General features: G+C 69.4%; 11 protein-coding genes, 1 tRNA gene and 1 pseudogene. 4 read left to right on the top strand and 9 right to left on the bottom strand.

Features of this window, described 5'->3' with window-relative positions; genetic code table 11:
* Positions 1-148: 148 nt before the first annotated feature.
* From rho to AB0927_RS36205, 7 genes are all read right to left on the bottom strand, one after another.
* A complete protein-coding gene (gene rho, locus AB0927_RS36235; RefSeq protein WP_366672085.1) occupies positions 149-2,167 on the bottom strand; it encodes a transcription termination factor Rho in 2,019 nt (672 codons plus the stop codon).
* Between the two features lie 403 nt (positions 2,168-2,570).
* Positions 2,571-3,488, bottom strand: coding sequence for a homoserine kinase (gene thrB, locus AB0927_RS36230; RefSeq protein ID WP_366672084.1), 918 nt, complete (start codon positions 3,486-3,488; stop codon positions 2,571-2,573).
* 272 nt (positions 3,489-3,760) lie between these two features.
* Complete coding sequence (gene thrC / locus AB0927_RS36225; RefSeq protein ID WP_366672083.1) at positions 3,761-4,819, bottom strand: threonine synthase; 1,059 nt, start codon at positions 4,817-4,819, stop codon at positions 3,761-3,763.
* A gap of 6 nt (positions 4,820-4,825) precedes the next feature.
* Positions 4,826-6,115, bottom strand: a complete 1,290-nt coding sequence (locus AB0927_RS36220) for a homoserine dehydrogenase (RefSeq protein ID WP_366672122.1) — start codon at positions 6,113-6,115, stop codon at positions 4,826-4,828.
* Positions 6,116-6,255: 140 nt separating this feature from the next.
* Entirely contained in the window at positions 6,256-7,647 is a 1,392-nt protein-coding gene (lysA, locus tag AB0927_RS36215) for a diaminopimelate decarboxylase (protein WP_366672082.1), read from the bottom strand.
* 56 nt (positions 7,648-7,703) lie between these two features.
* On the bottom strand, positions 7,704-8,864 hold the full coding sequence (gene nrtL / locus AB0927_RS36210) for an ArgS-related anticodon-binding protein NrtL (protein ID WP_366672081.1): 1,161 nt from the start codon (positions 8,862-8,864) through the stop codon (positions 7,704-7,706).
* A gap of 146 nt (positions 8,865-9,010) precedes the next feature.
* Positions 9,011-9,592, bottom strand: a complete 582-nt coding sequence (locus tag AB0927_RS36205; protein ID WP_366672080.1) for a response regulator — start codon at positions 9,590-9,592, stop codon at positions 9,011-9,013.
* A 100-nt stretch (positions 9,593-9,692) separates the two neighbouring features.
* Here AB0927_RS36205 and AB0927_RS36200 point away from each other — a divergent pair.
* Positions 9,693-9,764, top strand: a tRNA-Arg gene (locus tag AB0927_RS36200).
* 176 nt (positions 9,765-9,940) lie between these two features.
* Here the strand turns inward: AB0927_RS36200 and AB0927_RS36195 are convergent.
* A complete protein-coding gene (locus tag AB0927_RS36195) occupies positions 9,941-10,324 on the bottom strand; it encodes a DUF6083 domain-containing protein (protein ID WP_366672079.1) in 384 nt (127 codons plus the stop codon).
* A gap of 192 nt (positions 10,325-10,516) precedes the next feature.
* Positions 10,517-11,032: pseudogene (locus AB0927_RS36190) on the bottom strand (site-specific integrase); the annotation flags it as partial.
* Between the two features lie 75 nt (positions 11,033-11,107).
* Here AB0927_RS36190 and AB0927_RS36185 point away from each other — a divergent pair.
* From AB0927_RS36185 to AB0927_RS36175, 3 genes are all read left to right on the top strand, one after another.
* A complete protein-coding gene (locus AB0927_RS36185) occupies positions 11,108-11,653 on the top strand; it encodes a winged helix-turn-helix domain-containing protein (RefSeq protein ID WP_366672078.1) in 546 nt (181 codons plus the stop codon).
* Positions 11,563-12,213 carry a transposase gene (locus tag AB0927_RS36180; RefSeq protein ID WP_366672077.1) on the top strand — a complete coding sequence of 217 codons (651 nt, stop codon included), beginning with the start codon at positions 11,563-11,565 and terminating at the stop codon, positions 12,211-12,213. The genes AB0927_RS36185 and AB0927_RS36180 overlap by 91 nt, the downstream gene beginning before the upstream one ends.
* Before the next feature lie 165 nt (positions 12,214-12,378).
* Positions 12,379-13,680 (top strand): restriction endonuclease, encoded by a 1,302-nt coding sequence (locus AB0927_RS36175; RefSeq protein ID WP_366672075.1) that lies wholly within the window; start codon positions 12,379-12,381, stop codon positions 13,678-13,680.
* The last annotated feature ends 360 nt before the right edge of the window (positions 13,681-14,040 follow it).

Genomic DNA, 14,040 nt, shown 5'->3' with positions numbered 1-14,040 from the left:
TGGTTTGACACTGGTTGTCGTATGTTCCCGACCGGTCACGGAGCGTGCCCCTTGTGGCAAAGGTCTCGTGTCGGGAGCATTTCCGGTGCTCTGTACGACGAAGAGGCCGCCCCCTGGGGGACGGCCTCTGTCAGCGGGTACCGGGGACTCAGTCGCCGTTACCGGGGGTCGGCGTCGTCTTCTGGATCTGCATCAGGAACTCGACGTTCGACTTGGTCTGCTTCATCTTGTCCAGCAGCAGCTCGATCGCCTGCTGCTGGTCCAGGGCGTGCAGCACCCGGCGCAGCTTCCAGACGATGCCCAGCTCCTCGGCGCCCAGCAGGATCTCTTCCTTACGGGTGCCGGACGCGTCCACGTCCACCGCCGGGAAGATGCGCTTGTCGGCGAGCTTCCGGTCGAGCTTGAGCTCCATGTTGCCGGTGCCCTTGAACTCCTCGAAGATCACCTCGTCCATGCGGGAGCCGGTGTCCACGAGCGCCGTCGCCAGGATGGTGAGCGAGCCGCCGTCCTCGATGTTGCGCGCGGCACCGAAGAACCGCTTCGGCGGGTACAGCGCGGTCGAGTCGACACCACCGGACAGGATGCGGCCGGAGGCGGGCGCCGCGAGGTTGTAGGCGCGGCCCAGACGCGTGATGGAGTCCAGCAGCACGACCACGTCGTGACCCAGCTCCACGAGGCGCTTGGCGCGCTCGATGGCCAGCTCGGCGACCGTGGTGTGGTCCTCGGCCGGGCGGTCGAAGGTCGAGGAGATGACCTCGCCCTTGACCGACCGCTGCATGTCGGTGACCTCCTCCGGACGCTCGTCGACGAGGACGACCATCAGGTGGCACTCGGGGTTGTTGTGCGTGATCGCGTTGGCGATCGCCTGCATGATCATGGTCTTGCCGGTCTTCGGCGGGGCCACGATCAGACCGCGCTGGCCCTTGCCGATCGGCGAGACGAGGTCGATGATGCGGGTCGTCAGCACGCCCGGGTCCGTCTCCAGGCGGAGGCGGTCCTGCGGGTACAGCGGCGTCAGCTTGTTGAACTCCGGGCGGCCGCGGCCGTGTTCGGGCGCCATGCCGTTGACGGAGTCGAGGCGCACGAGCGCGTTGAACTTCTCGCGGCGCTCGCCCTCCTTCGGCTGGCGGACCGCACCGGTGACGTGGTCACCCTTGCGCAGACCGTTCTTGCGGACCTGGGCGAGGGAGACGTACACGTCGTTCGGACCCGGCAGGTAGCCGGAGGTCCGGATGAAGGCGTAGTTGTCGAGGATGTCCAGGATGCCCGCGACGGGGATCAGGACGTCGTCCTCGGCGACCTGCGGCTCGGCGATCTCGTCACGGCCACGACGGCCCCGGCGGTCGCGGTAACGGCCGCGCCGGCCACGACGGCCGCCCTCGAAGTCGTCGTCGTCCTGCTGCCGGTCCTGGCGACCGCCCTGCTGGCCCTGCTGCTGACGCTGCTGGCCGCCCTGCTGGTCGTCGCCCTTGCCACGGCGGTCGCGGTCACGGTCACGGTCACGGTCGCGCTCGCGGCCCCGCTCACGGCGGTCGCGGCGGCCGCGGCCCTCGCCGTCACCGGCGTCGCTCTTCGCGGACTCGCCCTGCTGCGCCTCGGCCTTGGCCTCGCCCTTCGCGTCGGCGCGGGTCTCGGTCTTCGCCTCGGCGGCGGCCGTCTCGGCACCGCTCGCGGCGGGGCTGCCGGCCTCGGCGGTGGCACGGCGGCGACGGCGCTCGGTCGGCGCGTCCTCTCCGCGCTCGGCCTCGCTCCCGCGGCCGGTGCCCCCGGCAGGCTGCCCGGGGATCTCGATCTGCTGCTGCGCCTTGTCGGCGGACGCCTCGGACTTGGCCGCCTTCTGCGCGCCGTCGGCGCTCTCGCCGGTGCGGGCCTTGGAGGTGGCCCGGCGCTTCGGCTTGGTCTCGGCGGCTGCCTCGGCCTTGGAAGCGCCGCCCTGGGCCTGCGCCTCCTTGATGACCTCGATCAGCTGGCTCTTGCGCATCCGCGCGGTGCCCCTGATGCCGAGGCCCGAGGCGACCTGTTGCAGCTCGGCCAGCACCATGCCCTCAAGGCCGGTACCCCGGCGCCGCCGGGAGCCGGCACCGGTGGCAGGCGCGGAGGCGTCCGTGGCGGGCGCGGCAGCGGTCTCCTCGACACGTGCGCCCATCAGATCGGTGGTGTCGCTCACGAAGGGTCCTTCCCTGGAGCGGACGTCGGCCTGTCTGGCTCGGCGACCGGTTGTGCTGTCCGGCTACGGTCCTGTCTTCGGTGAACCGTGCCGGGGCGGTGGTCCGCCAACGCGGCGGAAGAAATGTGCGGTGATGGCGCTTCCGCGAGCCGTGGCACCCGGTGTCACGTGGCGTGGTCGCACCTGTTCCGGAGCATGCCCTGCGGCCGGCTCAGTGCTCGCATACGTCGTACTGCCCAGGTACGGCGTGAGGAACACGGAGTGGCGTGGGAGGCTCCCGGAAGAATGTCTGTCCCGGACGGGGACGAGTGGCACCTCGCCATGGTGAGGTCGGGTGCAGACTTGAGATTAACACTACCGGATCCAACAAACATTCCCCCTCTCCAAATCCGGCAACCGTGTGTCAGGTCGCAAGCGGCAGCACGCTCGCTCCCTGCATGTCCAGGTCCAGCCGGTTGGCGGCCCAGCCCTCACCCGCGAGGTGGGAGACCTTGTCGGCGGTGCCGGCGTCGGTCAGGGCCATGACGGTGGGTCCGGCGCCGGAGATGACGGCCGGGATCCCGTCCGCCCGCAGCCTTTCCACCAGCGCGGCGCTCTCCGGCATGGCCGGGGCGCGGTACTCCTGGTGCAGGCGGTCCTCGGTGGCGGGCAGCAGCAGTTCGGGGCGCCGGGTGAGTGCCTCGACGAGCAGGGCGGCACGGCCCGCGTTGGCGGCGGCGTCGACATGCGGCACGGTGCGCGGCAGCAGTCCGCGGGCGGTTTCCGTCAGTACCGGCTTTCCGGGTACGAAAACCACCGGAACGATGGAATCGTCGGGGTCCATTCTGATTGCGCGGGCCGTGCCGGATTCCATCCAGGAAAGGGTGAATCCGCCGAGCAGACAGGCGGCCACGTTGTCCGGGTGGCCCTCGATCTCGGTGGCCAGCGCCAGCAGGGCCGCGTCGTCCAGCCGGGCCTCGCCGCCTATGGTCACGGCGCGGGCGGCCACGATGCCGGCGCAGATGGCGGCGGAGGAGGAGCCGAGGCCCCGGCCGTGCGGGATGCGGTTGGCGCAGACGATCTCCAGCCCGCGGGGCTGGCCGCCCAGCAGGTCGAAGGCGGTGCGCAGGGAGCGGACGAGGAGGTGACGCTCGTCGCGCGGCAGGGTCTCGCTGCCCTCGCCCGCGATGTCGATGTGCAGCCCGGAGTCGGCCACCCGGACGACGACGTCGTCGTAGAGCCCCAGCGCGAGGCCCAGGGCGTCGAAGCCCGGACCGAGATTGGCGCTGGTGGCGGGGGTGCGCACCCGGACGGCGGCGGCTCGGAAGGCTGGACCGGCCATCGCTCGAAGACTCTCCTTGAGCTGCGTGACTGTCAAAGACACTCGATACGTACGTGGAGACCCTCGGCCGCGCAGACGGCGCGGCGTTGCCCCTATGCGCAGTGCATATGCAACAAGCGGGTTCGGTACAGCGTATCGAAGGAAGGTTCAGTAGCGACATAGGGCGCACAGGAGGCGCACGATGCGTGTCGTAAGCCCCTTGTGCACCCTGTCAGGGAAAACCCGGTGTGTCCGGTGCCTCGGGCGGGGCCGAGGCACCGGACACACCGGGGTCAGGCGAGGCCGAGGCGCTCGGCCGCGGTGGCCGCGTCGACCGGGACGGTGACCGGCTGGGGGGCGCCGGCGACGGCCCAGTCGGGGTCCTTCAGGCCGTTGCCGGTGACGGTGCACACGATGCGCTGGCCCGGGTCGACCTTGCCCTGCTCGGCGGCCTTGAGCAGACCGGCGACGGAGGCGGCGGAGGCGGGCTCCACGAAGACACCCTCCTGCGCGGCCAACAGCCGGTAGGCGCGCAGGATTTCACGGTCCGTCACCTCGTCGATGGCGCCGCCGGACTCGTCCCGGGCCGCCAGGGCGTACTGCCAGGAGGCCGGGTTGCCGATCCGGATGGCGGTGGCGATGGTCGACGGGTCCTTGACGATCTCGCCGCGCACGATCGGGGCGCTGCCGGAGGCCTGGAACCCCCACATCCGGGGCTTGCGGGTGGCGACGCCGTCGGCGGCGTACTCCTTGTAGCCCTTCCAGTAGGCGGTGATGTTGCCCGCGTTGCCGACCGGCAGGACGTGGATGTCGGGCGCGTCGCCGAGCATGTCCACGATCTCGAAGGCGGCCGTCTTCTGGCCCTCGATGCGTACCGGGTTGACCGAATTGACCAGCGCCACCGGGTAGTTCTCGCTCAGCGAGCGGGCGAGGGTGAGGCAGTCGTCGAAGTTGCCGTCGACCTGGAGGATCTTCGCGCCGTGCACCAGGGCCTGGCCCATCTTGCCGAGCGCGATCTTGCCCTGCGGCACCAGTACGGCCGAGACCATGCCGGCCCGTACGGCGTACGCCGCGGCGGAGGCGGAGGTGTTGCCGGTGGACGCGCAGATGACGGCCTTGGCCCCCTCCTCCTTCGCCTTGGAGATGGCCATCGTCATGCCGCGGTCCTTGAAGGACCCCGTCGGGTTCGCGCCCTCCACCTTGAGGTGGACCTCGCAGCCGGTGCGCTCGGAGAGCACCTGCGCGGGCACGAGGGGCGTGCCACCCTCACGGAGCGTCACGATCGGCGTGCTGTCGGAAACCGGCAGCCGGTCCCGGTACTCCTCGATGATTCCGCGCCACTGGTGGGTCATTGCTGCTTACTCTCCTTCAACCCGCATGATGCTGGCGACACCCCGCACGGTGTCGAGCTTGCGCAGTGCCTCGACGGTGCCGGACAGGGCGGCGTCGAGGGCCCGGTGGGTGACGACGACGAGGGAGGCCTCGCCGTCCTTGCCCTGCTGCCGGACGGTGTCGATGGAGACCCCGTGCTCGGCGAAGACGGTGGCGACCTGGGCGAGGACACCCGGTTTGTCGGCCACGTCCAGGCTGATGTGGTACCGCGTGACGACGTCGCCCATCGGGGAGACGGGCAGCGCCGCGTAGGCCGACTCGCCGGGGCCGGTGGTGCCGTTGAGCTTGTTGCGGCAGACGGCGACGAGGTCGCCGAGAACGGCGGAGGCGGTCGGGGAGCCGCCGGCGCCGGGGCCGTAGAACATCAGCTGCCCGGCGGCGTCGCTCTCCACGAAGACGGCGTTGTACGCGCCGCGCACGGAGGCGAGGGGGTGGCTCAGCGGGATCATGGCGGGGTGCACGCGCGCGGTGACGGACGCCCCGTCCCGTGCCCGCTCGCAGATGGCGAGCAGCTTGATGGTGCAGCCCATCTCCTTGGCCGAGCGGAAGTCGGCCGCGGTGACCTCCGACATCCCCTCGCGGTGGACGTCGTCCAGGCGCACCCGCGTGTGGAAGGCGATGCCGGCGAGGATGGCGGCCTTGGCGGCGGCGTCGAAGCCCTCCACGTCGGCGGTCGGGTCGGCCTCGGCGTACCCGAGCGCGGTGGCCTCGTCCAGGGCCTCCTGGTAGCCGGCGCCCGTGGAGTCCATCTTGTCGAGGATGAAGTTGGTGGTGCCGTTGACGATGCCGAGGACCCGGTTGACCTTGTCGCCGGCCAGGGACTCGCGCAGCGGGCGGATCAGCGGGATGGCACCGGCGACGGCGGCCTCGTAGTAGAGGTCCCGCCCGTGCTCCTCGGCGGCGGCGTGCAGGGCGGCCCCGTCCTGGGCGAGCAGGGCCTTGTTCGCGGAGACGACGGAGGCGCCGTGCTCGAACGCGGCCGTGATGAGGGAGCGCGCGGGCTCGATCCCGCCGATCACCTCGACGACGACGTCGATGTCGCCGCGTTTGACGAGCGCGGTGGCGTCGGTGGTGACGAGGGCCGGGTCGATGCCCTCGCGCACCTTGGAGGGCCGCCGCACGGCGACGCCCGCGAGTTCGACGGGCGCTCCGATCCTGGCGGCGAGGTCGTCGGCGTGCGTCGTCATGATGCGCGCCACCTCTGAGCCGACAACCCCACAGCCCAGCAGCGCCACCTTCAGCGGACGCGTACGCATCATCCGACCTCGTTTCCTCTTACCGTCTACGGTTGGACCAGTCTCACTCACCGGACGGGAGTTTCTACCCTTCGTCCGGATCCTGAGACGTTTATTTCATTTGCGCGGGGAGGGAAGACCGCAGATCTTCCGTCCCCTCATCATCCGACGTCGAGACGCAGGAGGTCCTCCTCCGTCTCCCGCCGGACGATCACCCGGGCCTCGCCGTCCTTCACCGCGACGACGGGCGGCCGGAGCACGTGGTTGTAGTTGCTGGCCATCGACCGGCAGTACGCCCCCGTGGCCGGTACGGCGATCAGGTCGCCCGGCGCGAGGTCGGCGGGCAGGAACGCGTCCTTGACCACGATGTCCCCGCTCTCGCAGTGCTTGCCGACGATCCGCACGAGCATGGGCTCGGCGTCGCTGGCCCGCGAGACGAGGGCGACGCTGTACTCGGCGTCGTACAGCGCGGTCCGGATGTTGTCGGACATGCCGCCGTCGACGGAGACGTACGTGCGCAGCCCCTCCAGCGGCTTCACGGTGCCGACCTCGTAGAGCGTGAAGGCGGTGGGACCGACGACGGCGCGCCCCGGCTCGACCGAGATGCGGGGCGTGCGCAGCCGCGCGGCCTCGCACTCACGGCTGACGATCTCACCGAGCGCCTTGGCGATCTCGTGCGGCTCACGCGGGTCGTCGTCGCTGGTGTAGGCGATGCCGAGGCCGCCGCCGAGGTCGATCTCGGGCAGTTCGACGCCATGCTCGTCCCGGATGTCCTTGAGCAGCCCGACGACCCGGTGGGCGGCGACCTCGAACCCGGACATGTCGAAGATCTGCGACCCGATGTGGGAGTGGATCCCGATCACTTCGAGCCCGTCGAGCTGAAGCGCCCGCCGCACCGCCTCGGCGGCCTGCCCCCCGGCGAGCGGGATGCCGAACTTCTGGTCCTCGTGCGCGGTGGCGATGAACTCGTGGGTGTGCGCCTCGACGCCGACGGTGATCCGGATCTGCACCTTCTGCCGCTTGCCCAGGGACTGGGCGATGTGGGCGACCCGCACGATCTCCTGGAAGGAGTCGAGCACGATCCGCCCGACGCCGGCCTCCACGGCGCGGGTGATCTCCGCGACGGACTTGTTGTTCCCGTGGAAGGCGATGCGCGCGGGATCCATCCCGGCGGACAGCGCGGTGGCCAGCTCGCCGCCGGAGCAGACGTCGAGATTCAGCCCTTCTTCCGCGAGCCACCGCACGACGGCACGCGAGAGGAAGGCCTTTCCGGCGTAGAACACGTCGGCGTCGGTCCCGAAGGCGGTGCGCCAGGCGCGCGCCCGCGCCCGGAAGTCGGCCTCGTCCATGACGTACGCGGGCGTGCCGAACTCCTCGGCGAGCCGGGTCACGGGGACCCCGCCGACGGTGACGACCCCGTCCTCGCCGCGGCCGACGGTCTGCGCCCAGACCTTGTGGTCGAGCACGTTGAGGTCGGTGGGCGGCGCGGAGTAGTGCCCCTCGGGCAGCACATCGGCGTGACGGGGCCCGGCGGGGTGGGCGGAACGGCTCATGACGGTGGCTCTCAGACTCTCTGTCTCACTCCGGGGGACATCCGCTCTCGGTTCCCTCAGAGATGTTCGGGTGCGTCGATGCCGAGCAGGGACAGGCCGCCGGCCAGCACCGTCCCGGCCGCTTCGGCAAGCGCGAGCCGGGCCCGGTGGGCGGCCGAGGGTTTCTCCTCGCCGATCGGAAGCACACAGGTCAGAAAGGGCAGCACGGCATCCGCGACGGTGACGAGATGCCGGGCAAGCCGGTCCGGGGCACGGTGGGTGGCGGCCGCGGTGAGGATGCGGGGGTAGTCGGCGAGGGGGGTTTGGAGGGGGTGTGGGGAGTCCTGGGTTCGGCGGACCGCGTGGGCGGCGGGGGGCGTCGGCGCGGGGGTGAGGTGCCTCGACGCGGGGGTGAGGGGGCCGGGCTCGGCGAGAGACTTCGGCGCGGCGGCGAGAGGGCCGGGCTCGGCGGGGGGCGTCGACTCGGCGTCGAGGGGGCCGGGCTCGGCGAGAAGCTTCGGCTGGAGGTCGAGAGGGCCGGGCTCGGCGGCGAAGCCCAGGAGTGCGGCGTTGCGGCCGAGGGCCCGGACGCGGGCGTGGGCGTACCGCACCCGGAACAGCGGATTGCTCTCCCGCTGGACGAGATGGTCGGCGGTGATGCGGGGCCGGTCGTGCGGGGCGGGGTGGAGCAGCGCCCAGCGGGCGGCGTCCGGCCCGAGCGGCGCGGGGTCCTCGGGAGCGGGCACGGGCCGCAGATCGACGGGTTCACCGTGCTCTACGGTGGCCCGCCCGCCCTGAGTGGCGACGATCCGTACGACGGCGTCGGCGACGACCTCGGCCCGCACCTCGTACGGCACCCGCAACGCCACGACCTGCCCGGCGAGGGCATCACCATGCCCGTACCTGCCACCGCGTCCACGGATGTCCGTCACGAGCGCCTGAAGCGGATCGACCCGCCGATCGAGCCGGAAGTTGAGGAACCCGGGCCCGGTGACGACGACGTCCCGGACGCCGTCCGCCGCGATGAGCCGGGACCGCAGGATCCCGGCGACCGTGAGCGGCGGCTTCCCGGCCGCGCGGGCGAGCTGGAGCGCGACGTTGGTCGCGTACTCCCCGCACCCCCCGGCCCCCGGCTCGCTCACCACGACCCGCTCGGGCACCGCCACACTCAGCTCCCCCTCGTCCACGGCACAACGCACGGCGTGCAGCACGGTGCGGGAGAGCTCGGCGGGGGTCACGGGACAAGGGTAGGGGAGGAGGGGGGTGGGAAGGCGAGCCGGTTTCCCTGGTGAGACGGGGACCTCGGCCATCCGGGCTCACCGGGGCACGCCCCGCCCGGCTGTGGCCGCCGACACCGCTGGCCCCTCAGACCCACGCCGGCCGCTCACCCGATGGAAACGCCGTCGGCCACCCCATCCGCAAGCCCGTCATCGTCATCATCCCCACCACCATCTCCGCCCCCACCCCCACCCCCACCCCCACCATCTCCCCCTCCTTCTCCACCTTCTCCCCCGTCCCCCTCTCCCCCACGCCCGGTCCGGCCCTGGATCAACTGCTTGACGAGGCGCACGAGTTCGGCAGGTTCGAAAGGCTTGGAGAGGAAGGCGTCCACACCGACGTCGAGGCCGGTCTCGACCTCGTACTGGGTGCAGGCGCTGATGATGGCGAGGGGCAGATGGTTCGTCCGGGGATCGGCACGGAGCCGGGCGGCGGTGCGCAGCCCGTCCAGCCGCGGCATGACGACGTCGAGCGTCACGAGATCGGGCCGCACTTGGTGCACCACGTCCAGACACTCGGCACCATCGGCCGCGGTCACGACCTCAAGCCCTTCCAGCTCAAGGTTGACCCTGATCAGCTGCCGGATGACCTTGTTGTCATCGACAACAAGCACCCGACCCGACGCGCCCGACACAACTCGAGAGTAGGTCCGCCCGAGCCACCGCGTCCGGGTTTTCCCCACTTCCACCCCCTACAGGGGACCCCTCCCCGCAAACGGGTTCCTGATCACCCCACCGGACCTGCTAGTGTTCTACCCGTCGCCAAGAGCACAGCGCTCCACACGACACGCCCCCGTAGCTCAGGGGATAGAGCAACGGCCTCCGGAGCCGTGTGCGCAGGTTCGAATCCTGCCGGGGGCACCCAACATGAGGTGCCCAAAGACCCCGTCACCAGCGGAAACGCTGAGGCCGGGGTCTTCGCGTATATGCAGGCGTGTGCGGTCCGGAGTGGCCGTATGTCGAGGTCTGTGGACGAGGCGTGGACGGGATCTTGGTGCGCCTCCCAGGTGAGCCAGCACATGTGAGGCGAGCAGCCGTCACCCGGCATCCGGCCATTGCTCAGGGAACCGGGGTGGCTCCGAGCCAGCCTGCCGTTCGACTCGTCGCGCGTTCTCACCGCGGAGCGAGGTCAACCACGGCCAGAGATCCGGGATCGGCTGTGCCGAGCACGCCAACCGATGCTCGACTCGGCACCGCTGATACGGGTCTGGCGGACAGACTCCGTAGACGGCCACTCGCCCGTCTGACAGCTCGATCCACCGATGCTCCGCCGGCACCGTGTGGGCCAACGGGTTCATGTCCGGCTCCAGCAACACCCAGTCCTGCTCAAGCGTCGCCACTCGGTCTTGCAAAAGGCCACAGTACGGACAGCGCGACCGCCCGCTGCGCAGCCGGCGTGGCTCCTCCTCCGAATGCCCCATACGGTGAGAGTCGACAGCCCTGCGGCATATTCGTAGAGATGAATTGGACGGAACCTCTGAGCCGTCCGATCGTCAGTGATACAAAAAGCGACGCGGCAGGTGCACTCAGCATCTACCGGCCGCCGACATACGGCTGATATACGGCAATGCCCTCCGCTCGTGTAAGCGGAAAGCATCGGCGTGCTTGCTTGGTCATTCGTATTCGCGCAACAGATCCTCAATCGTGCGGTTGGCGATCTCCTGCCGTCCGTCGATGCACTTGGCGTAACGGCTCAGCAGCACCTCAACACTGTTGCCCGCGCGTTCGGCCACTTCGGTCGGGTCCACCCCGGAGTTGAGCCACGTCGACAGCGCCGAGTGCCGCAGATCGTACGGACGCGCGGCAAGCGGGGAGGCAACCGCGGCCGGCGGAAGCGCCAGCACACGGGCCTCCTGCCAGACGCGGTAGTACGTCGAAGAGCCGACCACTCCCCCGCGCTCATTGGTGAACAGCCGCCCGTCCTCGGCGGTGCCGAAGATATCGAGATGCTGCCGAAGGATGGCGACGAGCTGGGGCGGGATCGGTACGAGCCGGACCTCCTCCGCCGGCCGGTTCTTCAGGCCCCGGTCGTCGTGGGTCTCGCCAGAATCCGTCCACGGCTTGCCGACACTGGGGCGCGTCCTGTTCAGGAGGACCGTCCCCCAGCCAACCTCGGGCAGCTTCACGTCCGCGGCGGTACTCAGGTTGAACTCGTGGAGTCCGGTGCCCGTGACAGTTCTTGATCGTCGCGGTACGACGTCGTCATGCGGTACGCGCATGGGGGCGGGCTGACGCCCAAGGAGCAGGAAAAGCGGGAGCGGGTGCGTCTTGAGGCGGCCGAGCGGTTCGCTCGCGGCGAGAAGACCGAGGCCGTCGCGAGGCAGCTTCGGGTGACGTCGCGGTCGGTGCGACGTTGGCGGAGGGAGTGGAAGGAGGGCGGTGCGGACGCCCTGCGCTCGAAGGGGCCGGTCTCGGTGGAGAGGCTGAGCACTGCGCAGTGGGAGCGGCTGGAGCGGGAGTTGGAGCGCGACCCGCTCGCGCACGGCTGGGACGACGGGTTCCAGGGGTGGACGCTGAAGCGGGTCGGGCTGCTGATCGGGCGGATGTTCCACGTCGGGTACACGATCCAGGGCGTGTGGAAGCTGTTGCGGCGGCACGGCTGGTCCGCGCAGGTGCCCCTGCGGCGGGCGATCGAACGCGACGACGAGGCGATCGAAGTGTGGAAGGCCGAGGTGTGGCCGCAGGTAGAAGGACTGCGACGGACCTGGGCGCTCACATCTGCTTCGAGGACGAGGCAGGCCAGGGGCTGAGGCCGTCGAAGGGACACACCTGGGCGCCGCGCGGAGCCCGGCCGGTGGTGCGGGTGCGCGGCCGCAACCGGGGACGGGTCAACATCGCCGGCGTGGTCTGCTACCACGCCGGACACCGCTCCCGGTTCTTCTTCAAGCTGCACATCCGGCACGGGCGCCGGGGCGAGCCGAAGGCGTTCTCCTGGCGCCGGTACCGCGATCTGATCGTCATGACTCACATCCAGCTCGGCACCCCGGTGGTGTGGTGCTGGGACAACCTGAACATGCACCTGGTGAAGGAGCCGGCCGACTTCGCCGAGGAGCACAAGCACTGTTTACAGATCTTCCAGATGCCCTCCTGCGCACCGGAGCTGAATCCGGCCGAGGGGATCTGGTCGCTCCTCAAGCGGCACCTGGCCGACTTCGCCGCCGCCGACCTCACGCACCTCACCCGCGTGATCAAGCGGAAGCTGAAGAAGATCCAGTACCGGCCCCACCTGGTCGACGGCTGTCTGCCACCCACCGGTCTGACCATGGACGACGACGCGGTCAGACCGCAGGACTCCACGAGTTCAACCTGAGTAGCCTCCTCCCCTCCTGGACCGAGCCGAGACGACACCCCTGGCTCTTCGGACATGTGCCCCTAACCGACGGTGGAGCCAAACGACTGCACAGCGTCTGAAGTGCTGTCAGCGCCTTCTCATACAATAGGAAGATCATCAGGAAGCACGGTGGAGGAGTCGGCAATGGGGGGGCAGTTGCGTGTGGGACAGGTGTATCGCTACGCCACCGGGAAAGATCCCAACCCTGCAGTGCTGGAGGGATACCCCAACTTCCATCATGTAACTCACTCACCGAAGCTCCCGCGGGCCTTGCTCGAGGCCGGCATCAACGGCATGGCGAAGGTGCGCACGCCGGATGGGGAGAGGCGGCCGGTCATTCTCATCCGGTCAAGCCCCTGGAAGGCAGGTACCGAGCAGACGCCTTGGCACGACGTGTTCGACATGGACAACGGGCACGTCCGCTACTTCGGCGACCACAAGGTCACCACTACCGTCGAGCCCGGAAAGACCAACGGAAACGCTGCCCTGCTTGATGCCTTCACTGGGCACCAGGGACATACTCCGGAGGAACGAGCCAGCGCCGTCCCTTTGCTGCTGTTCCGCGCGGTCTCGCGTAACGGCAAGGTCAAGGGGCACGTCGAGTTCTGCGGGCTCGGCATCATCGAGCGGGCCGAGCGTCTGGTCCAGTGGGGCGGCAGCGAGCACACAACGTTCACGAACTACGTTTACGACATAGCCCTCATCGACCTCACCCACGAGGACGACAAGGTCTCGTGGGGATGGATCGGCTCCCGCAGGGACAAGTCCGTGACCGACACGGCGGCGCTCGAACTCGCTCCGCGGGCTTGGCGTGAGTGGGTCAAACACGGGAACTCAGCGCTGCCGAGGCTTCGCCGGCGGGTTGCCCGCGCCAAGGTGACCAAGGTGCCCGAACAGCGACCCGAGCCGAGCACCACCGAGGCCAAGGACCTGGAGCTGATCTACAAGTACTTCGACGGACGCAAGCACGACTTCGAGGCTGTCGCCGCTGCGGTCGCAGCCCGTGTACTGCGCGGTGCTGGCAACAGCTACGTCGAAGGGTGGCTGACGCGGCGGTCCGGAGACGGAGGAGCGGACTTTGTCGGTCGGCTCGACATCGGCAGTGGACTGGCTGGCACTAGTCTCGTCGTCCTCGGACAGGCGAAGTGCGTCAAGCTCGACAGCCTCGTGACCGCCGAGCAGATCGCTCGCGTCGTCGCTCGGCTTAGACGCGGCTGGATCGGCGTGTATGTCACCACTGGGGCCTACTCTGTTCCCGCGCAGACCGAGATGGTCGAGGACCAATACCCGATCGTGCTGATCAATGGATTGGATCTGGCTCGGGAACTCAGGAGCATGGCCCGGGACGATCACGGAGGAGACCTCGAAGCCTGTATCGAGCACATACTGACCGTGCGCGAGACCGCGGTCAAGAACCGGCGCCCTGAAGAAATTCTATTGGAGTAACGCCCAGGCGCTTACGCCTAGTTGAATGAACGGCTGCTGTGGATGAGAAGCATTGCCGTACGCTGACAAGTGGAAACTCAGGCTGCCCAGGCACCCGAGTATGCGAGCCTGGCCCGGATGCCATCTGTCGTGGGGACTGGTGTTCTCCTCCGTCAGCGGGCCCGGCCCGGTGATGTCCCGGGCCGACGGATAATCCCAGGGAAAAGTTTGCAGCCTATCGGCTTCCGAAAAGGTGAATCGGTGGAGCTCTTCACCGGTCTCGGAGACTAAGGGCTGTCCCGTAAATGATCTTTGATGTGCCGGGTGACCTGGTGGTTTCTGCGTCACCCGGCAAGGACGAGGTTGTGCAGGCGGGAGATG

Source organism: Streptomyces sp. NPDC048106, assembly GCF_040706415.1.
Taxonomy (GTDB): Bacteria; Actinomycetota; Actinomycetes; order Streptomycetales; family Streptomycetaceae; genus Streptomyces.
Note: the sequence above shows the minus strand (reverse complement) of the source record. Positions and strands in the feature narration are given on the sequence as shown.